Here is a 19,682-nt window from a genome sequence, read left to right as displayed (position 1 = left end):
AAAACCGAGGTGCGCCCGGGGCACACCTCCTTGCAACCTAGAGGGATGCCCGCAGTGAGTTCTCCCGTCGACCAGCAGCCCGTGCCCACCCTCGCGGAGCTGGCCGCCCGGCTGCCCGAACTGATGCTGCGCGACCAGCAGCGGATCGGCCGCCGGCTGGACGGCAGCCGCCGGGTCCGCAACCCCGAGGCCCGTACGAAGATCGCCACCGAGCTGGCCGCCGAGGTCGCCCGGGCCGAGCTCCGGGTCGAGCAGCGCCGCGCCGCCGTCCCGGAGATCCGCTACCCGGCCGAGCTCCCGGTCAGCCAGAAGAAGGACGAGATCCTCGCTGCGATCCGCGACCACCAGGTGGTGATCGTGGCCGGTGAGACCGGCTCCGGCAAGACCACCCAGATCCCGAAGATCTGCCTGGAGCTGGGCCGCGGCGTCCGCGGCCTGGTCGGGCACACCCAGCCCCGCCGGATCGCGGCCCGCACGGTCGCCGACCGGGTCGCCGAGGAGCTGGACACCCCGCTCGGCGAGGCGGTCGGCTGGAAGGTCCGCTTCACCGACCAGGTCGGCCCGGACACCCTGGTCAAGCTGATGACCGACGGCATCCTGCTCGCCGAGATCCAGACCGACCGCGAGCTGCGCCAGTACGACACCCTGATCATCGACGAGGCGCACGAGCGCAGCCTCAACATCGACTTCCTGCTCGGCTACCTCAAGCAGCTGCTGCCCCGGCGGCCCGACCTCAAGGTCGTGATCACCTCCGCGACCATCGACCCGGAGCGCTTCGCCGAGCACTTCGGCGACGCCCCGATCGTCGAGGTCTCGGGCCGCACCTATCCGGTCGAGGTCCGCTACCGGCCGCTGCTGGACGACAGTGCCGACGAGGCCCCCGAGGACGCGGAGGCGGACCGCGACCGCGACCAGATCCAGGGCATCTGCGACGCGGTCGAGGAGCTCCAGGCCGAGGGCCCCGGCGACATCCTGGTCTTCCTCTCCGGCGAGCGCGAGATCCGCGACACCGCCGACGCGCTGAACAAGATGAAACTGAAGTTCACCGAGGTGCTGCCGCTCTACGCCCGGCTCTCCTCGGCCGAGCAGCACCGGGTCTTCCAGCGCTCCAACTCCCGCCGGATCGTCCTGGCGACCAACGTCGCCGAGACCTCGCTGACCGTGCCGGGCATCAAGTACGTGATCGATCCGGGCACCGCCCGGATCTCGCGCTACAGCCACCGCACCAAGGTCCAGCGCCTGCCGATCGAGGCGGTCAGCCAGGCCAGCGCCAACCAGCGCAAGGGCCGCTGCGGCCGGACCAGCGACGGCATCTGCATCCGGCTGTACTCGGAGGAGGACTTCCTCTCCCGTCCCGAGTTCACCGACGCGGAGATCCTGCGCACCAACCTGGCGTCCGTCATCCTCCAGATGACCGCCGCCGGCCTCGGCGACATCGCGGCCTTCCCGTTCCTGGACCCGCCGGACGCGCGGAACATCCGCGACGGCGTGCACCTGCTGCACGAGCTCGGCGCCCTCGACCCGGAGGAGAAGGACCACCGCAAGCGGCTCACCCCGCTCGGCCGCCGGCTCGCCCAGCTCCCGGTCGACCCCCGGATGGCCCGGATGGTGCTGGAGGCGGACCGGCTCGGCTGCGTCCGGGACGTGATGGTGATCGCCGCCGCGCTCTCCATCCAGGACCCGCGCGAGCGCCCGGCGGAGAAGCGCCAGGCCGCCGACGACCGGCACCGCCGGTTCAACAGCGAGACCTCGGACTTCCTCTCCTACCTCGCGATGTGGCGGTACGTCCGCGAGCAGCAGAAGGAGCTCTCCTCCTCGGCCTTCCGCCGGATGTGCAAGTCGGAGTTCCTGAACTACCTGCGGATACGGGAGTGGCAGGACGTCTACACCCAGCTGCGCACGGTCGCCAAGCAGCTCGGCGTGACCATCGACGAGCCGCGCGACGACGCCGAGCCGGACGCCGACCGGATCCACCAGGCGCTGCTCTCCGGCCTGCTCTCCCACCTCGGCCTGTTCGACGTGGAGAAGCGGGAGTACGCCGGCGCCCGCGGCGCCCGGTTCGCGATCTTCCCGGGTTCGGGCCTGTTCAAGAAGCCGCCGCGCTGGGTGATGTCCGCCGAGCTGGTGGAGACCTCCCGGCTGTGGGCCCGGATCAACGCCAAGATCGAACCGGAGTGGGTGGAGCCGCTGGCCGGCCACCTGATCAAGCGCACCTACAGCGAGCCGCACTGGGAGAAGAAGGCCGGCGCCGTGATGGCGTTCGAGAAGGTCACCCTGTACGGGATGCCGGTGGTGGCCCAGCGCAAGGTGAACTACGGCCGGATCGACCCGGAGCTGTGCCGGGAGCTGTTCATCCGCAACGCCCTGGTGGAGGGCGACTGGGAGACCCACCACAAGTTCTTCGGCGAGAACCGCCGACTGCTCTCCGAGGTCGAGGAGCTGGAGAACCGGGCCCGGCGCCGGGACATCCTGGTGGACGACCAGACCCTGTTCGACTTCTACGACTCCCGCCTGCCGGAGACGGTCGTCTCCACCCGGCACTTCGACTCCTGGTGGAAGAAGGCCCGGCACGACCAGCCGGACCTGCTGAACTTCGAGAAGTCGATGCTGATCAACGAGTCGGCCGACGGGGTCACCGAGGCGGACTACCCGGACCACTGGCAGCAGGGCAAGCTGCGCTTCCGGCTGACGTACCAGTTCGAGCCGGGCAGCGACGCGGACGGCGTGACCGTCCACATCCCGCTGCCGGTGCTCAACCAGGTCACCTCGGAGGGCTTCGACTGGCAGATCCCGGGCCTGCGCGAGGAGCTGGTGACCGCCTACATCCGGGCGCTGCCCAAGGCGGTCCGCCGCAACTTCGTCCCGGCCCCGGACCACGCCCGGGCCGCGCTGCGCGAGATGAAGGACCGCCAGGAGCCGCTGCTGCCGACCCTGGAGCGGGTGCTGCACCGGATGTCGGGCATCCCGATCCCGCCGGAGGCGTGGGACGACGAGCGCGTCCCGGAGCACCTCAAGGTGACCTTCCGGGTGGTGGACGGCAAGAAGAGGCTGGCCGAGTCCAAGGACCTGGAGGAGCTGCGCCGCAGGCTCCAGCCCCAGCTCTCCGAGACGCTCTCCTCGGCCGCTTCCGGCCGGGGCATCGAGCGGACCGGGCTGAGCGCCTGGCCTGCCGACCTGCCGCTGCTGCAGCGCACCTTCGAACAGCGCTCCCGGGGCCACTCGCTGCGCGCCTACCCGGCGCTGGTGGACCAGCGGGACGCGGTGGCGATCAAGCTGTTCGACACCCCGGAGGCCCAGCAGGAGGCGATGTGGGCGGGCACCCGCCGACTGCTGATGCTCCAGGTCAACTCGCCCGCCAAGTCGATCCAGGGCCGCCTGGGCAACCAGGCGAAGCTGGCCCTCTCGTACAACCCGCACGGCTCGATCCCGGCCCTCTTCGAGGACATCGTGTCGGCGGCCACCGACCGGCTGATGACGCTGCACGGCGGCCCGGCCTGGGACCAGGACGGCTTCACCAAGCTGTACGACCTGGTCCGCGCCGACCTGTACGAGCTGTCGGCGGACACCACGCTGAAGACCGCGACCGCGCTGATCGCCTTCCACAAGGCGTCCACCCGGTTGAAGTCGGTCTCCAGCCCGGTGCTGCTGACCGCGGTGAACGACGTCAAGCTGCACCTCACCTCGCTGGTGCACGCCGGCTTCGTCACCGGGACGGGCTGGCAGCGGCTGCCCGACCTCAAGCGCTACCTGCTGGCGGTGGACCGGCGCCTGGAGGCGCTGCCCAACCACCCGCAGCGCGACCTGCAGCACCTGCAGAAGGTCCAGGCGGTGCAGCAGGCGTACGGCGAGCTGCTCGCCCGGGTGCCGGCCGGCCGGGAGCCCTCCCCGGAGGTCCGGGCGATCCGCTGGATGATCGAGGAGCTGCGGGTGAGCTTCTTCGCCCAGGGGCTGGGCACGCCGAGCCCGGTCTCGGAGAAGCGGATCCTCAAGGCGATGGACGCGGCCGCGGCCACCCTCTGACCGCCCGCCCGACCCTCCGGGCCGGACCCCCGGCACCCGGTTTTACCTGGGGGGTCGGGATGCAGTACGATCTGTCTTGTTCGCGAGCGAGAGCAAAGCGGACAAGGATCAGATCACTGGTCCCGTGGAGCAGTTGGTTAGCTCGCCACCCTGTCAAGGTGGAGGTCGCGGGTTCAAGTCCCGTCGGGATCGCAGTACAGGGGAAGGCCCGGAGCCGAAAGGTTCCGGGCCTTCTTCGTTGTCGCTTTCGCTGTCGCTGACGGCCGGTCAGCTCCTACCCGTGCGCGCACCGGATCACAAGATCACGAATGTGTGACGGTCGTCACTTTTCTTTCCCCGGGACGGGTCATCACAAGGCATCCCCGGAAGACCCACAATTTAATATATAAAATTGTACCGCTATTCACTGTAATTCCCCCCACCCCCACGCGCCCTCCTGGAATCCCGGATTCCGGCACGCCGAAGGGGCCGCATCCCCGACCCGGCGGAGTCGGGGATGCGGCCCCTTCGAAGAAAAGCCTTGAGCGTCAGACCTCGGTGCGCTGGGCCGGAATCCCGGCCAGCAGGGCGCGCACCTCCGCCTCGCGGTAGCGGCGGTGGCCGCCGAGGGTCCGGATGGACGTGAGCTTGCCTGCCTTGGCCCAGCGGGTCACCGTCTTGGGGTCCACGCGGAACATGGTGGCGACCTCTGCCGGCGTCAGCAGGGGCTCAGCGTCAGGGGTACGAGCGGTCATGAGCGGCCTCCTCGGGAGAACCGAACCAGGGCGGTTCTATCCTTCAAATTCTGCACCTTGACCCGTGATGCCCGAAATGGCACAGACGGGCCGAGTCGGTTATAGGACGAACGGCTTGTCCTGGTGTCTACAACTACACCATCCGTCCAGAGCCAACGACCAAACCGTCAAAATTGACCCCTCACGGGCTCAAGAGCGACGGATGGACATGGACCATCCCATAACGGACAGTCACGCGGTGATGACATCCGGTTACGGATCCCGAACTCGCTCCACCTGAGTGAACTTGGGCTGGTTGTCCCATTTTGGCACATAGGGGTGACTTCGCGTCAACGGTGAGTAGTGTCACGTTCGGGAGCTATTGACCCGAACCGGGACCATGGTCCCGAACATCGCGGGGAAGGTACAGACCATCCTCACCCCTCGCACTGACATTCGGCCAGCACATCTTTCTGACCCCGCATCAGGCCAGCTCAGGGGCACCGCCCGGCGGGTCGCTCAGCTCGCCTGGCGCAGTGCCAGCAGCTTCCGCCACCGCCCGGTCAGCGACTCGTACGCCCGCAGCGCCGCCGCGCCGTCACCGGCCCGCAGCGCGCCCAGGCCGTCCGCCAGCTCGGCCACCGACCGCTCGCCCGCCAGCCGGTCGCCCAGCAGGTGCACCAGGCCGCCGTAGTCCAGCTCGACCAGCGAGCGGGGGTGGAACTCCTCCAGCCAGCGCCCGACCCGCTCGGCACCCCGCACCAGCGGGCCGCGCGGCACCTGCTCCTTGAGCACCCGGTAGCCGCGCGCCACCCGGCGGCGCGCCTGCACCATGGGCGTCAGGTAGAACAGCGCCGGCGCGGTGGGCGGCTCCCCCTCCCCCTGCGGCACGTACTGGCGGTCCTCCTCGCCGAAGGGCAGGAACCAGCCCACCGGGACCTCCCAGCGGCTGGAGAGGATCCAAGGCCGGGCGTCCGGGTGGTCGGCCCACCACGCCTGCCGGTCGGCCTCCGCGGCGGCCCGCACGGCCGGCGGCAGCACGGTGTCCAGCAGGTGCGCGGGAAGCTCCCGGTGCAGCTCCTCCAGCGCCTGCCAGCTGCGCAGCCGGGTGGTCCGCGGGCAGACGTACAGGGTGCCCTCCAGCAGCCGCACGAAGGCCTGCCCGCTCTCCTGCTCGGGCAGGGCCCGCGGGGTGCGGGCCAGCAGCTCGGCGAGGGCCTCCCGCTGCTCGGCCAGCGCGGCCCCGGCGACCGGCTCCCGGTCCTCGGCGTCCGGGCCCCGCTCGGCGGCGTAGGCCCGCCAGTGCGAGCGCTCCGGCTCCGGCCAGGCGCTCAGCGGCTCGTAGACGCGCAGGTGGGCGGAGTAGGGCGGCTGCACCGACGTACGCACAACGGTCACGTTCGGCATCGTCGCACGCACGGCGGGCGAGCGGGGAGGGGTACCGCCGCGGCGATCCGGTCGTTATGTCTCAGGGACCGTCAGGGGGCAGCGAGGCTCGAGGTCCCCGGACTAGGCTTCGAGGCAGACGCCCGCACCACAGCCGCGGGCCATTCATTACTGGAGTCACCACCGTGACCGACGTACACACCGCTTCTGCCACCGTGCCCGCACCCGGGGTGCTCGGCAGGATCTTCGGTACCGACCCGCAGGGCACGCCCGGCGACGGCCACGAGCAGGTCGTCCTCTGCCACGACCGTGCCAGCGGCCTGAAGGCGATCATCGCCATCCACTCGACCGCCCTCGGCCCGGCCCTCGGCGGCACCCGCTTCTTCCCGTACGCGACCGAGGAGGAGGCGCTCCAGGACGCGCTGAACCTCTCGCGCGGCATGAGCTACAAGAACGCCCTCGCCGGCCTGGACCTCGGCGGCGGCAAGGCCGTGATCATCGGCGCCCCCGACAAGGACAAGAACGAGGCGATGCTCCGCGCGTACGGCCGCTTCGTCGAGTCGCTGCGCGGCCGCTACATCACCGCCTGCGACGTGGGCACCTACGTGCAGGACATGGACGTGGTGGCCCGCGAGACCCAGTTCGTGACCGGTCGCTCGCCGGAGCACGGCGGCGCCGGCGACTCCTCGATCCTGACCGCCTTCGGCGTCTTCCAGGGCATGCGCGCCTCCGCGCAGGCCCGTTGGGGCCAGCCCACCCTGCGCGGCAGGCGGGTCGGCGTGGCGGGCGTCGGCAAGGTCGGCCACTACCTGGTCGGCCACCTGGTCGCCGACGGCGCCACCGTGGTGATCACCGACGTCTCCGAGGCGGCGATCAACCGGGTCAAGGCCGCCCACCCCGAGGTCGAGGTCGCGGCCGACACCGCCGCCCTGCTGCACGCCTCGCTGGACGTCTACGCCCCCTGCGCCCTCGGCGGCGCGCTGGACGACCACACCGTCGGGGCGCTAGGCGCGGCCGGCACCTCGATCGTCTGCGGCGCGGCCAACAACCAGCTGGCGCACACCGGCGTGGAGAAGGACCTGGCGGACCGCGGCATCCTCTACGCGCCCGACTACCTGGTGAACTCCGGCGGCGTCATCCAGGTCGCCGACGAGATCGAGGGCTTCAACTTCGAGCGCGCCAAGAACAAGGCGACGAAGATCTTCGACACCACGCTGGAGATCTTCACCCGGGCCGCCGCCGACGGCGTGCCGCCGGCGGTGGCCGCCGACCGGCTCGCCGAGAAGCGGATGCGCGAGATCAGCGCGCTCCGTTCGGTGCTGCTGCCGACCGCCCGCCGGGCCTGACCCTCCGCGAGGGGGCGGACACCCTCCGCCCCCTCGCATCACGATGTGGAACCGGATTCTCAGTTCGTCGCCCGATCGGGCGATCCGACGCCCTCCTTCGGGGGATAATCTCTGCAGGAACGACGGGCCCGGCGAAGCTCCGGGCAGCCTGCGAAAGCCCCATATTCCCCTTGTGACCAGGGCAGACCTGGCTCGGGGGGGCGACTGTGCGCGCCACGTCACACGCGCGACGTACCGTCCGGCGGCGGAAACAGGTACCGTTAATGCTCCAAGGGACGGTTCTCCCACTTCGGGCAGGGCCGGACCTGATCATCACCACGTGTCAGACTCGGGGCCGTGAGCCCCATCGTTGAGGGGGTCGACCCATGGGGCGCGGCCGGGCCAAGGCCAAGCAGACGAAGGTCGCCCGCGAGCTGAAGTACAACAGCGGCGGGTTCGACGCCAATCGTCTGTCGCATGAGCTGGGCGTATCTCCGTCCACCGCGATCGAGCCGGAGCCGATCGAGGACGAGGACGAGGACGACCCCTACGCGGCGTACGCGGATCTCTACAACGACGACGAGGACGACGACGAGGACGCGGGCAGCAGCTCCTCTCGCCGCCGCGCCTGACAGCTCGGTCGAAGACCGGTCCTGCACCCCCGGGTGCCGGACCGGTCTTCGACGTGTCCGCCGGCGGGCCGGCCCCCGTCGTCCCCGGCGGCACCGGTCCGGACAGCCGACGGGCCCCGCCGCAGCGGGGCCCGTCGGGCCGGGATCAGAGCGCGAAGCCCTCGTACGCGTTGTAGAGCGCCGAGCCGCCGTCGTGCTCGTCCGTGCGGTCCACGACGTCGCCGAGCAGCCACGCCTCGACGCCGCGGTCCTCCAGGACCGACAGCACCACGTCGACCGACTCCGGCGGAACCACGGCGACCATGCCGACGCCCATGTTCAGCGTCTTCTCGATCTCCAGGGTCTGCATCGCGCCGACCTTGGCCACGGTCTGGAAGACCGGCAGCGGGGTCCAGGTGCCGCGGTCCAGGCGGGCGTGCAGGCCGGCCGGGATCACCCGGGCCAGGTTGGCCGCCAGGCCGCCGCCGGTGACGTGCGAGAAGGCGTGGATCTCGGTGGCCCGGGTGAGGGCCAGGCAGTCCAGCGAGTAGATCCGGGTCGGCTCGAGCAGCTCCTCGCCGAGGGTGCGGCCGAACTCCTCCACCTCGCGGTCCAGCGACCAGCCGGCCTGGTTCAGCAGCACGTGCCGGACCAGCGAGTAGCCGTTGGAGTGCAGGCCGCTGGCGGCCATCGCGATCACCACGTCGCCGGCCCGGACGCGGTCGGCGCCCAGCAGCGCGTCCGCCTCCACCACACCGGTGCCCGCGCCCGCGACGTCGTACTCGTCCGGGCCCAGCAGGCCCGGGTGCTCCGCCGTCTCGCCGCCGACCAGCGCGCAGCCGGCCAGCGTGCAGCCCTCGGCGATGCCCTTGACGATCGCCGCGACCCGCTCCGGCACGACCTTGCCGACGCAGATGTAGTCGGTCATGAACAGCGGCTCGGCGCCGCACACCACCAGGTCGTCGACGACCATGCCGACCAGGTCGTGGCCGATGGTGTCGTGCTTGTCCATCGCCTGGGCGATGGCCACCTTGGTGCCCACGCCGTCGGTGGCGGTGGCCAGCAGCGGACGCTCGTAGCGCTTGAACGCCGAGGCGTCGAAGAGCCCGGCGAACCCGCCGAGACCGCCGACCACCTCGGGGCGGTCCGCCTTCTTCACCCACTGCTTCATGAGCTCGACGGCCCGGTCGCCCGCCTCGATGTCGACACCCGCGGCGGCGTAGGTCGCCCCGCTCTCGTTGCTGGTCACTTCCGTGAGCCCTTTCAGAAATGGGTTAGAGCAGGCGGGGGGCGCGAGGCTCTGTCCATCGGCGGCTCCGCCGGTGTCATCGCCTCGCGCCCCCCACGAGTTGCATGGTTACGGTCGTCGCAGCGCGTCCGCCGCGCCCGCGCCGCCCAGCAGGGACTGGACGCCGTCCAGGTCGCTGGTGGGCTTGCCGCCGCGGACGGAGGGCTTGGCCTGGCCGCCGGCGATCTCGGCCTCCAGCAGCAGCTTGCCGAGCAGGGCCGGGTCGGGCAGCTCCATCGGGTACTCCCCGTCGAAGCAGGCCCGGCACAGCTTGTCCTTGGGCTGCGCGGTGGCCTCGATCATGCCGTCGATCGAGATGTACGCCAGCGAGTCGGCGCCGAGCGTGCGGCCGATCTCCTCGATGGTCATGCCGTTGGCGATCAGCTCCGCGCGGGTGGCGAAGTCGATGCCGAAGAAGCAGGGCCACTTCACCGGCGGCGAGGAGATCCGGATGTGGACCTCGGCGGCACCGGCCTCGCGGAGCATCTTGACCAGCGCGCGCTGGGTGTTGCCGCGGACGATCGAGTCGTCCACGACGACCAGCCGCTTGCCCGCGATGACTTCCTTGAGCGGGTTGAGCTTGAGCCGGATGCCGAGCTGCCGGATGGTCTGGCTGGGCTGGATGAAGGTGCGGCCGACGTAGGCGTTCTTCACCAGGCCGGAGCCGTACGGGATGCCGCTGGCCTCGGCGTAGCCGATCGCGGCGGGGGTGCCGGACTCCGGGGTCGCTATCACCAGGTCGGCCTCGACGGGCGCCTCCTTGGCGAGGCGGCGGCCCATCTCGACGCGCGAGAGGTGCACGTTGCGGCCGGCGATGCTGGTGTCCGGGCGGGCGAGGTAGACGTACTCGAAGACGCAGCCCTTGGGCTTGGCCTCGGCGAAGCGCGAGGTGCGCAGGCCGTTCTCGTCGATGGCGATGAGCTCGCCGGGTTCGACCTCGCGGATGAAGGAGGCGCCGCAGATGTCGAGCGCCGCCGTCTCGGAGGCGACCACCCAGCCGCGCTCCAGGCGGCCCAGGACCAGCGGGCGGATGCCCTGCGGGTCGCGGGCGGCGTACAGGGTGTGCTCGTCCATGAAGACGAGCGAGAAGGCGCCGCGGACCCTGGGCAGGATCTGTCGGGCGGTCTCCTCGATGGACAGGTCCGGGTGGCCGGCGAGCAGCGCGGTCACCAGGTCGGTGTCGTTGGTCGCCGCGGTCCGGCCGGAGCGGGAGATGTGCTCCTCACCGGGCAGCTCGGCGACCATCGCCGCCAGTTCGGCGGTGTTGACCAGGTTTCCGTTGTGGCCGAGGGCCAGCGAACCGTGTGCGGTCGCCCGGAAGGTCGGCTGGGCGTTCTCCCAGACCGAGGAACCTGTTGTCGAGTAGCGGGCATGTCCGACGGCGATATGCCCGTGCAGCGACCCCAGGGAGGTCTCGTCGAAGACCTGGGAGACGAGTCCCATGTCCTTGAAGACGAGAATCTGGGAGCCGTTGCTCACTGCGATACCCGCGGATTCCTGTCCGCGGTGCTGCAGGGCATAGAGGCCGAAGTACGTGAGCTTCGCGACCTCCTCGCCGGGGGCCCAGACCCCGAAGACGCCGCAAGCGTCCTGGGGGCCCTTCTCGCCGGGAAGAAGATCGTGATTGAGTCGTCCGTCACCACGTGGCACGTCTTCGAGTCTAGGGCAGGTCGCTCCGCCACCCCGAAAGCGCGGTCGACGGACGCGCGTAGACTCGGCCCCTTACCGCACTTTCCGCCAACTGGCCACCGACTTCGCACCCTTGTCGCAAGCGGTTCGCACAGTTGACGGGCGGCAGAAACGTGAGCCTGCTCACCCGACCGGCAGCACCAGCGCCCAGGCGTCGGCGTGCACCGTCCAGGTGCGCTGCCGGACCGGGCCGACCGGCACGCCGTCCGCTTCGTACCCGAAGCCCCGGCCCACCACGGTCAGCGCGGTCGCCCGGTGCAGCTGCTGGCGGCCGTCGAGGCGCAGCGAGAGCTCCATCAGCCCGCCGGCCAGGCCCAGGCGCAGCCGGGCGACCTCCTGGTGGACGTCGGCCAGCAGCCGTCCGTCCGCCTCGATCCGCAGCTCCTCGACCGGGGAACCCTTCGCCTGCTCGGGCGCAGCCAATTTCGCCCATAGCGAACGCCAACCACCCGCACGGCCCAGCCGCGGGCCGGTGAAGCGGACCTCGACGAGCACCACCCCGCCGCCGTCGTCCACCAGCAGGTCGAGCTTGCGCGGGCTGCCGCCGAGCGCCGCGCGGGCCGCCGCGACCGGTTCGGCGGGCACCCCGAGCCCCCGCGCGGCGGCGGTGGCGGCGGGCCGTCCGACCGGGACCACACCGATCGGGTCGGCGCCCAACTCGCGCTGCCGGTGCAACGCCTGGAGCACCCGCTGGAGCGCCTGGTCGGATCCGATCACCACCGGGCGCCGCCGGCCGCGGTGCTCCAGCACCCGGTCGAGTTCGGACGGCGACTCGGGCAGCGCCACCTTGCAGTCCGCGCCGCCGCAGAGCACGTCCTTGGCGATCCGCACGGACTCGCCGTCGGCCTGCTTGGCCGCCGGGTCGAGGAGGACCAGCAGCGGGCCGGGCGCGTCGAGGTCCGGGGGCTGGGATGCGGGCGTGGACAGGGACGACACGACCGGTCCTTCCTCAGGTAATCTCTCGGTGCAAGAGCCCCTTGCGCTATTGCGCCAGGGGCTTCGTCTATCTCGGGTCAGACTGCGGCCTACGCAGGATGCCCCAACCGGAAGGGGTGTACGCCTGTGCCGGCACTCGTGCTCGTTGGTGCCCAGTGGGGAGACGAGGGCAAGGGGAAGGCCACCGACCTGCTCGGCGGCTCCGTCGACTACGTCGTCCGCTACCAGGGCGGCAACAACGCCGGTCACACGGTGGTCATCGGCGACCAGAAGTATGCCCTGCACCTGCTGCCCTCCGGCATCCTGAGCCCGAACGTCGTGCCGGTGATCGGCAACGGCGTCGTGATCGACCCGGGCGTGCTGCTCTCCGAGCTGAACGGCCTGAACGAGCGCGGCATCGACACCTCGAAGCTGCTGATCTCGGGCAACGCCCACCTGATCACCCCGTACCACCGGACGCTGGACAAGGTCACCGAGCGCTTCCTCGGCAAGCGCCGGATCGGCACCACCGGCCGCGGCATCGGCCCGACCTACGCGGACAAGATCAACCGCGTGGGCATCCGGGTCCAGGACCTGTTCGACGAGTCGATCCTGCGCCAGAAGATCGAGGCGGCGCTGCACGACAAGAACCAGATCCTGGTCAAGCTCTACAACCGCCGCGCCATCCCGGCCGACCTGGTGCTCGAGGAGTACCTGGGCTACGCGGACAAGATCAAGCCGTTCCTGGCCGACACCACCCTGGTGCTGGACGAGGCGCTGAAGGCGAACAAGGTCGTCCTGCTGGAGGGCGGCCAGGGCACCCTGCTGGACGTCGACCACGGCACGTACCCGTTCGTCACCTCGTCGAACCCGACCTCCGGCGGCGCCTGCACCGGCTCCGGCATCGGCCCGACCAAGATCGACCGGGTCATCGGCATCCTGAAGGCGTACACCACCCGCGTCGGCTCGGGCCCGTTCCCGACCGAGCTGCTGGACGCCGACGGCGACGCGCTGCGCCGGATCGGCGGCGAGCGCGGTGTCACCACCGGCCGCGACCGCCGCTGCGGCTGGTTCGACGCGGTGATCGCCCGCTACGCGACCCGGGTCAACGGCCTGACCGACTTCTTCCTCACCAAGCTGGACGTGCTGACCGGCTGGGAGCAGATCCCGGTCTGCGTGGCGTACGAGGTCGACGGCCGCCGGGTCGAGGAGCTCCCGTACAACCAGTCGGACTTCCACCACGCGAAGCCGATCTACGAGACCCTCCCCGGCTGGAGCGAGGACATCTCGAAGGCGCAGACCTTCGCCGACCTGCCGAAGAACGCGCAGGCCTACGTGAAGGCGCTGGAGGAGATGTCGGGCGCGCCGATCTCGGCCATCGGCGTCGGTCCGGGCCGGACCGAGACGATCCAGATCAACTCCTTCATCTAGCCGTCGGCGGCGGCCCCGCCCGGCGGCCCGCGCCGCAGCACGCACCGTGGCCCCACTTTGCACTAGTGCAGATATTGATTGCACCTAATGCAAAGTGGGGCTACGTTGGCATGCATGACCGCGAAGCTCCCCGCACCCGTGTACCTGACCGGCCGGCACGTCCGGCTGGAACCGCTCACCCGCGCCCACGTCCCCGACCTGCACCTGGCCGGCGGCGGGGACGAGGAGATCTGGCGCTGGGTGCCGGTGCCGCTGCCGCGCACCCCGGAGCAGATGGCGGAGTACGCCGACGCCCGGCTCGCCGACCCGGCCTGCCTGCCGTTCGCGGTGGTCGACCTCGCCACCGAGCGGGCGATCGGCGTCACCTGCTACTTCGACGCCAGCGCGGCCGAGGAGCAGGTGGAGATCGGCGGCACCTGGTACGCCCGCTCCGCGTGGCGGACGGCGGTCAACACCGAGTCCAAGCTGCTGCTGCTCACCCACGCCTTCGAGGACCTCGGCATGGGCCGGATCTCCTGGAGGACCGACCACCTCAACGAGCGCTCGCAGAACGCGATCCAGCGGCTCGGGGCAAGCTACGAGGGCACCTTCCGGCGCGCCAAGCGGCGCCCCGACGGCAGCTGGCGGGACACCGTGTACTTCTCGATGCTCGCGGACGAGTGGCCCGCCGCGAAGGCCCGGCTGACCGAGCGCCTCGCGGCGGGCTGAGCCCCACGGTGGGCGACCGTCAGTAGATCGCGGCCGAGACGATCGCCGCGACGGCCAGGTTGGTGCTGGCGGTCACCCACACCGCCGGGTGCGGCTCCGGGTCCACCAGGACCGCACCCAGCTTGCCCGGGGTGAACAGGTCGATCGCCCAGAACGACACCGCCAGCAGCACCAGGCCGAGCAGGCCGAACACGCCCGCCGCCGCCAGGCCCTTGCCGAACTCCTGGTAGGTGGAAATGATCGCGGTGAAGACGATCCCGCCGATCGCCAGCAGTGCCGAGCTCAGCACCACGGCCGCGTTGCGGTTGCGCTCCACCCAGATCTGCCGGCCCAGCTTGCCGGGGGTCAGCACGTCGACCAGGCCGACGCCGAGCAGCAGCAGCACCAGGCCGACACCGCCGTAGGCGGCCGCCTCACCGAGCTGGTGGATGATGTCGTTCACTGCGGGCCCCTCCGTCACTCGCCAGGATCGGCACAAGATACCGGTCAGTCGTTGTGCTCGACCATCCGGTCCAGGCAGACCGCGATCGCCAGCATCAGCGGAGCGTCGGCGCCCTCCTCCACCTCCACCCCGTAGGTGTCGCGGATCCGGAACCACTTCCGGGAGACCTCGGCGACCCGGTCGCCGTCCGACTCGATCCGGTACTCCTTGTCGAGCAGGTCGCCGTGCACCTCCAGCTCGCCGCCCGCCTCCAGCTCCACGTGGTACTTGTCGCGGAACGGCGTGAACAGCTTCTTGCGGACGGTCGCGACCACGTCCCCCCCGGCGTTCTCGATCTTCATCGCGTCACGGACCGTCAGCACCTTCTCCTTGATGACGGCCACCACCTCGTCGTTGACGTCCTTCAGCTCGAAGGTGTCGCGCAGCCGCAGCACCTTGCCGTCGACCAGGTAGGCCTTCTCGCCGTCGCCGTCCTCGATCCAGTAGTCGTCACCGATCGAGAGCAGCTTCTCCTTGACCACGTACTTCACTGCCACTGCCGCCTCCTGGGGTCCGCGCCTGATAGCTGCGCCCATCGTGCCGGACCGCTAGGTTGTCCGGCGTGATGATCGGCGAGTTGTTGGGGATCGGCCGGACGGCCGACGTGTACGCACTGGACGACGGGCGGGTGCTGCGGCGCTACCGGGACGGCTCCGACACCGCCGGCGAACTCGCCGTGATGACCCACCTCGCCCGCCACGACTACCCGGTGGCCGCCGCGTGGCCCGGCACCGCGCCGGGCGAGCTGGTCATGGAGCGGCTGGCCGGCCCCACCCTGCGCGAGGCGCTCGCCTCCGGCACGACCGGCCCGGAGGAGGCCGGCGAGCTCCTCGCCGACCTGCTGCGGCGGCTGCACGCGGTACCCGCGCGGCACTCCGCCGACCCGGCGCACCGGATCCTGCACCTGGACTTCCACCCCGAGAACGTGATGCTCGCCCCGCGCGGCCCGGTGGTGATCGACTGGGCCACCGCCGACGAGGGCGAACCGGGCCTGGACGTGGCGATGTCCGCACTGATCCTCGCCCAGGCCGCCGTCACCATGCCGGCCGTCGCCGAGCTCGCCCGCGCCCTGCTCGTCCCGTTCCTGCGCCGGCTGGAGCCGCCGACCGCCGGGCAACTGGAACGGGTCCGTGCGATCCGGGCGGCCAACCCGACCCTGACGGAGGCGGAGACCGCCGGCCTCGGGCAGGCCCTGGAGCTGATCCGGGCCGCGCTCTGAGCCCCTGGCGCTACGTCAGCTCCCAGAGCAGGCGGTAGTAGCGGATCCGCTCCGGGTCCGGGTCGACGCCGTACCCGTCGAGCAGCGCCCGCTCCCAGCCCGGACCGTAGTTCCACCGCGTGTTCCAGGTCGCCACCGCCAGGTCCGCCCAGCGGTCGGCGACCCCCAGCGAGCCGAGGTCCACGTGGCCCGCGAGGGAGCCGTCGTCGGCCAGCAGCGTGTTCGGCGCACAGGCGTCGCCGTGGCAGACCACCGGGTGCTCGACCGGCGGCACCGCGGCGAGCAGCTCCAGCGCGCGCTCCACGCCGCCGACCTCGCCGACGGCCTCCTCGACCCGGGACGCGGGGTCGTCCACCCCGGCGGACACCCGCGCGTGCGCCCGCGCGACCCGCGCCTCGGCCGACCAGTCGAACGGGCAGTCCGCGACCGGCAGCGCGTCGTGCAGCACCCGCAGGCCCTCACCGATCACCCGGACCGCGGTCGCCGGATCGGCCAGCCAGCGCCCGTCCACCGCCGACCGGCCCGGCAGCCCGTCGGTGGCGATCCACGAGCCGGAGGCGTCCGCCCCCTCGGCCACCACCGCCGGCACCACCGCGTACCGGGCAGCCCAGCGCAGCCGCGCGAGCTCCGCCGACAGCTCCACCCCGCTGCCGGCCGGCGCCCACTTCACGAACTGCCGGCCCGCCCCCGCGCCGACCTCGAAGGTCAACCCGCCGGTCCCGTTCAGCCACACCGGCCGCACCGGCCGGCCCCCCGCGAACCCGACGACGCACGCCGGCACCTCGACCCGTCCCTGCGGCACCCCGGAGTAGATCACCCCGGCATCCCACCCCGCCCCGGCCGCCCGGTCAACCGGGTTACCGGCGGTGGAATGGCGACGCCGCATGTGGGGTTTGATTGGGGCATGGCTTCTCGTGCACGTGTACGCGCCCCCGAGCTGGTGGGCAAGGGCGGATGGTTGAACACCGGCGGCAAGGACCTGTCGCTGGCCGACTTCCGCGGCAAGATCACGATCCTCGACTTCTGGATGTCCTACACAATGTAGGGATCTCCAGAGGGGGCGTACGTGCACCATCACACGCTGTGTGACCTGTACCTTCGGCTGTCCTTGGACCGGGACGGCAAAACGGCGATCGAACGGCAGGAAGTCGACTGCCGCGCATGGGCCGAGCGCAACGGCCTGACGGTCCGCAAGGTCCACATCGACCGGGGGCGCTCCGGCTTCAAGGACGTCGAGCGCAAGGGGTTCGACTCCGCCCTTGCCGCCGTCACGGCGGGCGTCGTCGGGACGCTGATCGTGTGGAAGCTGGACCGGCTGTCCCGCAAGGGCATCGGCCAGGTCGGCAAGGTCCTGGACAACATCGAGAAGGCGGGCGGCCGTCTGGTGTCCGTCGTGGACGGCCTCGACACCTCGAACGACTCGGCCCGCATGGTCGTCGGCATGCTCGCCGAACTCGCCCGGTCCGAGTCGAAGAACCTCGGTACCCGGGTGGCCCACGCGAAGCGGCATCTGCGCCGACAGGGCCAGTGGATTGGCGGACAGCCCCCGTACGGGCTGCTGGTGGATCCCACCACGAAGAAGCTGGTGCACGACCCCGAGACGGCCGTCTACGCCCGGCTGATCGCGGATGACGCGCTGGCGGGCAAGTCCCTCGTGCAGATCGCGCGGCTGCTCAACGAGTACGACATCCCCTCAGCTCGGGGTGGCCAGTGGAACGCCGCGAGCATCATGAATCTGCTCAAGTCCCCGGCCTTCGCCGGTCTGATGCCGGAGACCGAATCCGTCGAAGCCGAGGACGGCAGCCGCAAGTTCACGAGCCGGGTGTTCCCCTATCGAGATCCCGAGACGCTGGACACCGTCAGCATCGGCGAAGGGATCATCACGGTCGGCGAGCGGGAGCGGATCATCCGGCAGCTCGAAGCCCGGACCCGCATGCAGGCGGGCAAGCGGATGCCGAAGCCGAACGGCACGGCGCTGCTCACTGGAATGGTGTTCTGCGATGTGCCGGGCTGCGGGCGCCGGATGCACAAGGTCGGCGGCAGCTATCAGTGCATGGCTCGCCGGGCAGGCAATCAGTGCCCCGGCGCGAACGCGGTAGCCGACCGCGTGGATCAGTACGTCTCGGAGTGGTTCCTCTCGCTGCTCCCGACGCTCGAACCGGACGATCCGCTCCTGGTTGCCATCGCCGACCGCTGGGTGAAGAAGGCAGACCCCGAGACATTCGCCAAGCGCGACGCCATCACCGACGAAATCGCCGACCAGGAAGCCCGGCTGGCGGACCTGGAAGACGCTCGATACCTGCGCGGGGAGTTCGACCGTCCGGGAGCGCTTGAGCGCTACCAGCGGCTTGCGGACCGCCTCCAGAGCCGCATCGACGGCCTTCGCGCCGACCTTGCCTCGCTGCCGCTCCCTGCGGTCGACATCTCGCCGCTGCTGGACGGCGAACTACTGCGCCCTGCCTGGGAAGCATCGACGCATGATCAGAAGCGAGACCGCCTGTCCCTTGCCATTGACGGCGTGTTCATCAGCAAGGGTGAGCGAGGGAAGCGATTCGTGCCCGAGCAGCGAGTCCGGGTCAAATGGGCGGAGATCAAGGAGTAGCCACCGACCCGCGCCAGACAGCTCCGTACAGCCCCGTTCGGCCCCGAGCCGGGCGGGGCTTCTTCGCGCCCGTAGGCGGCCGTGCAGGACTCCTACGGCGAACTGCCGGAACCTCCTTGGCGCGGGCGCGCTGACCTGCGGGCATGGCGATATGGCGCTTTGGTGCTCACTCTCAATACCCCTCGGAAAGTCACGAGAGAACCTGGGCGAGCCGTCAAACCGCCAAACTGTCATCGATGCCGAACCGGCGCCGGTGCCCGCTGGCCGGCTCGCTGGGCGGGCACCCCTTCTCGCTGTGGCTCAGTGCGGCAGGGAGGGGAAGCTATCGCACCGCTGATCGGAGCGTTTGCGCGGCCCGATGACACAGGGTTACGCCTGCAGGGCGTCTCAGAAACGATGGTTTGCGAGACGACTGTCGAACGGCCCCGCGAAGAGGTGGCTAGGCGTTCAAAACCCGTCTCAAAACCTGTCGAAAACCCTTGCAGTTGTGAGACGAGTTATGAGACGGTTGGGTCATGACGAAGAACACCGGCCACCTGATCGGCTATGCCCGAGTCTCGACCGACGACCAGGAAGCGCAGCTCCAGCACGACGCACTCACCGAGGCGGGCTGCTCCAGGATCTTCACGGACAAGGCCAGCGGGAAGAACATGGACCGTCCAGAGCTTGCCGCCGTGCTGGACTACCTCCGCCCCGGCGACACCCTGTGCGTGTGGAAGCTGGACCGCTTCGCCCGCTCGCTGATCGACCTGGTGACCATAGTGGACGCGCTGTCGACGCAAGGCATCGGTTTCAAGGTGCTGACGGGGGCGCTGGCGAGCATCGACCCGAACACGCCGGACGGCCGTCTCATGCTTCAGGTGGTTGGTGCCATGGCGGAGTTTGAGCGGAGTCTGATCAAGGACCGCACCCGCGCCGGCCTGGAGGCTGCCAGGGCACAGGGACGGACGGGCGGTCGGCCGAACGTGCTGGATGCTGACAAGCTCGCTGCGGCCCGGGCTCGCCGGGCGAACGGTGAGAGCGTGACGGCGATTGCCAAGGCGCTCGGGGTGAGCCGCGCGACGCTGTACCGGAATCTCGGGGAGTAGTCGCGGAGGCTAACTAGCAAGAGCTGTCTACCTGTTACGGATAGGCGGCTCTTTGCTCTGTCTCGGCTGGAGGCGGTATGCGCTGCGAAAGTTCGACGCTCGGCCCACCAGCGACCCCGGCCCAAGCTCGGCGCACGCACGCTAGGTGTGACCGCGTTTTTAGCCCCTGCTCGCCGACCAGTCGTTAAATCCTCCGGGAGCGTCGT

The 19,682-nt window shown here is 70.5% G+C and carries 17 protein-coding genes and 1 tRNA gene; 10 read left to right on the top strand and 8 right to left on the bottom strand.

Annotation, left to right across the window (positions count from 1 at the left end):
* Positions 1–45: 45 nt before the first annotated feature.
* Complete coding sequence (gene hrpA / locus ABEB06_RS20545; protein ID WP_345698329.1) at positions 46–4,020, top strand: ATP-dependent RNA helicase HrpA; 3,975 nt, start codon at positions 46–48, stop codon at positions 4,018–4,020.
* A 118-nt stretch (positions 4,021–4,138) separates the two neighbouring features.
* Positions 4,139–4,212 (top strand) — tRNA-Asp (locus ABEB06_RS20540).
* Between the two features lie 335 nt (positions 4,213–4,547).
* Here the strand turns inward: ABEB06_RS20540 and bldC are convergent.
* Entirely contained in the window at positions 4,548–4,754 is a 207-nt protein-coding gene (bldC, locus tag ABEB06_RS20535) for a developmental transcriptional regulator BldC (protein ID WP_030459248.1), read from the bottom strand.
* A gap of 498 nt (positions 4,755–5,252) precedes the next feature.
* The gene (locus tag ABEB06_RS20530) at positions 5,253–6,140 is read right to left on the bottom strand and encodes a DUF8083 family protein (RefSeq protein ID WP_345698328.1); all 888 of its coding nucleotides are present in this window, start codon (positions 6,138–6,140) and stop codon (positions 5,253–5,255) included.
* Between the two features lie 164 nt (positions 6,141–6,304).
* On the opposite strand from ABEB06_RS20530, the gene ABEB06_RS20525 reads away from it, so the two are divergent.
* Positions 6,305–7,465: a Glu/Leu/Phe/Val dehydrogenase dimerization domain-containing protein gene (locus tag ABEB06_RS20525; protein ID WP_345698327.1), complete on the top strand. Its 1,161-nt coding sequence runs from the start codon at positions 6,305–6,307 to the stop codon at positions 7,463–7,465.
* Between the two features lie 365 nt (positions 7,466–7,830).
* Positions 7,831–8,076, top strand: a complete 246-nt coding sequence (locus ABEB06_RS20520) for a DUF3073 domain-containing protein (RefSeq protein WP_345698326.1) — start codon at positions 7,831–7,833, stop codon at positions 8,074–8,076.
* A gap of 145 nt (positions 8,077–8,221) precedes the next feature.
* Here the strand turns inward: ABEB06_RS20520 and purM are convergent, their stop codons facing one another.
* From purM to ABEB06_RS20505, 3 genes are all read right to left on the bottom strand, one after another.
* Complete coding sequence (purM, locus tag ABEB06_RS20515; protein WP_345698325.1) at positions 8,222–9,304, bottom strand: phosphoribosylformylglycinamidine cyclo-ligase; 1,083 nt, start codon at positions 9,302–9,304, stop codon at positions 8,222–8,224.
* Positions 9,305–9,412: 108 nt separating this feature from the next.
* Positions 9,413–10,993, bottom strand: a complete 1,581-nt coding sequence (purF, locus tag ABEB06_RS20510) for an amidophosphoribosyltransferase (protein ID WP_345698324.1) — start codon at positions 10,991–10,993, stop codon at positions 9,413–9,415.
* Positions 10,994–11,155: 162 nt separating this feature from the next.
* Positions 11,156–11,968 carry a diacylglycerol kinase gene (locus ABEB06_RS20505; protein WP_345698323.1) on the bottom strand — a complete coding sequence of 271 codons (813 nt, stop codon included), beginning with the start codon at positions 11,966–11,968 and terminating at the stop codon, positions 11,156–11,158.
* Between the two features lie 126 nt (positions 11,969–12,094).
* On the opposite strand from ABEB06_RS20505, the gene ABEB06_RS20500 reads away from it, so the two are divergent.
* Positions 12,095–13,378 (top strand): adenylosuccinate synthase, encoded by a 1,284-nt coding sequence (locus tag ABEB06_RS20500; RefSeq protein ID WP_345698322.1) that lies wholly within the window; start codon positions 12,095–12,097, stop codon positions 13,376–13,378.
* A 114-nt stretch (positions 13,379–13,492) separates the two neighbouring features.
* Positions 13,493–14,086 (top strand): GNAT family N-acetyltransferase, encoded by a 594-nt coding sequence (locus tag ABEB06_RS20495; RefSeq protein ID WP_345698321.1) that lies wholly within the window; start codon positions 13,493–13,495, stop codon positions 14,084–14,086.
* 19 nt (positions 14,087–14,105) lie between these two features.
* Here the strand turns inward: ABEB06_RS20495 and ABEB06_RS20490 are convergent, their stop codons facing one another.
* Positions 14,106–14,528, bottom strand: coding sequence for a DUF350 domain-containing protein (locus tag ABEB06_RS20490; RefSeq protein WP_345698320.1), 423 nt, complete (start codon positions 14,526–14,528; stop codon positions 14,106–14,108).
* Positions 14,529–14,572: 44 nt separating this feature from the next.
* A complete protein-coding gene (locus tag ABEB06_RS20485) occupies positions 14,573–15,064 on the bottom strand; it encodes an LURP-one-related/scramblase family protein (RefSeq protein WP_345698319.1) in 492 nt (163 codons plus the stop codon).
* Positions 15,065–15,129: 65 nt separating this feature from the next.
* Here ABEB06_RS20485 and ABEB06_RS20480 point away from each other — a divergent pair, with 65 nt between their 5' ends.
* A complete protein-coding gene (locus tag ABEB06_RS20480; RefSeq protein ID WP_425559662.1) occupies positions 15,130–15,786 on the top strand; it encodes a phosphotransferase in 657 nt (218 codons plus the stop codon).
* Between the two features lie 10 nt (positions 15,787–15,796).
* Here ABEB06_RS20480 and ABEB06_RS20475 read toward each other — a convergent pair whose 3' ends face one another.
* Positions 15,797–16,603, bottom strand: coding sequence for an aminoglycoside 3'-phosphotransferase (locus ABEB06_RS20475; RefSeq protein WP_345698318.1), 807 nt, complete (start codon positions 16,601–16,603; stop codon positions 15,797–15,799).
* Between the two features lie 87 nt (positions 16,604–16,690).
* Here ABEB06_RS20475 and ABEB06_RS20470 point away from each other — a divergent pair, with 87 nt between their 5' ends.
* From ABEB06_RS20470 to ABEB06_RS20460, 3 genes are all read left to right on the top strand, one after another.
* Positions 16,691–16,831, top strand: coding sequence for a thioredoxin domain-containing protein (locus ABEB06_RS20470; protein WP_345702124.1), 141 nt, complete (start codon positions 16,691–16,693; stop codon positions 16,829–16,831).
* A 21-nt stretch (positions 16,832–16,852) separates the two neighbouring features.
* Positions 16,853–18,388 carry a recombinase family protein gene (locus tag ABEB06_RS20465; protein ID WP_345698317.1) on the top strand — a complete coding sequence of 512 codons (1,536 nt, stop codon included), beginning with the start codon at positions 16,853–16,855 and terminating at the stop codon, positions 18,386–18,388.
* Positions 18,389–18,903: 515 nt separating this feature from the next.
* The gene (locus ABEB06_RS20460; protein WP_345698316.1) at positions 18,904–19,476 is read left to right on the top strand and encodes a recombinase family protein; all 573 of its coding nucleotides are present in this window, start codon (positions 18,904–18,906) and stop codon (positions 19,474–19,476) included.
* Positions 19,477–19,682: the final 206 nt, after the last annotated feature.

The organism is Kitasatospora terrestris (assembly GCF_039542905.1).
Classification (GTDB): Bacteria; Actinomycetota; Actinomycetes; order Streptomycetales; family Streptomycetaceae; genus Kitasatospora; species Kitasatospora terrestris.
Note: the sequence above shows the minus strand (reverse complement) of the source record. Positions and strands in the feature narration are given on the sequence as shown.

Excerpts from the sequence above, each read along its gene's own strand:
- hrpA (WP_345698329.1), top strand. The coding sequence starts at position 46 with ATGCCCGCAGTGAGTTCTCCCGTCGACCAGCAGCCCGTGCCCACCCTC.
- bldC (WP_030459248.1), bottom strand. The coding sequence starts at position 4,754 with ATGACCGCTCGTACCCCTGACGCTGAGCCCCTGCTGACGCCGGCAGAG.
- ABEB06_RS20530 (WP_345698328.1), bottom strand. The coding sequence starts at position 6,140 with ATGCCGAACGTGACCGTTGTGCGTACGTCGGTGCAGCCGCCCTACTCC.
- ABEB06_RS20520 (WP_345698326.1), top strand. The coding sequence starts at position 7,831 with ATGGGGCGCGGCCGGGCCAAGGCCAAGCAGACGAAGGTCGCCCGCGAG.
- ABEB06_RS20495 (WP_345698321.1), top strand. The coding sequence starts at position 13,493 with ATGACCGCGAAGCTCCCCGCACCCGTGTACCTGACCGGCCGGCACGTC.
- ABEB06_RS20470 (WP_345702124.1), top strand. The coding sequence starts at position 16,691 with ATGGCTTCTCGTGCACGTGTACGCGCCCCCGAGCTGGTGGGCAAGGGC.
- ABEB06_RS20460 (WP_345698316.1), top strand. The coding sequence starts at position 18,904 with ATGACGAAGAACACCGGCCACCTGATCGGCTATGCCCGAGTCTCGACC.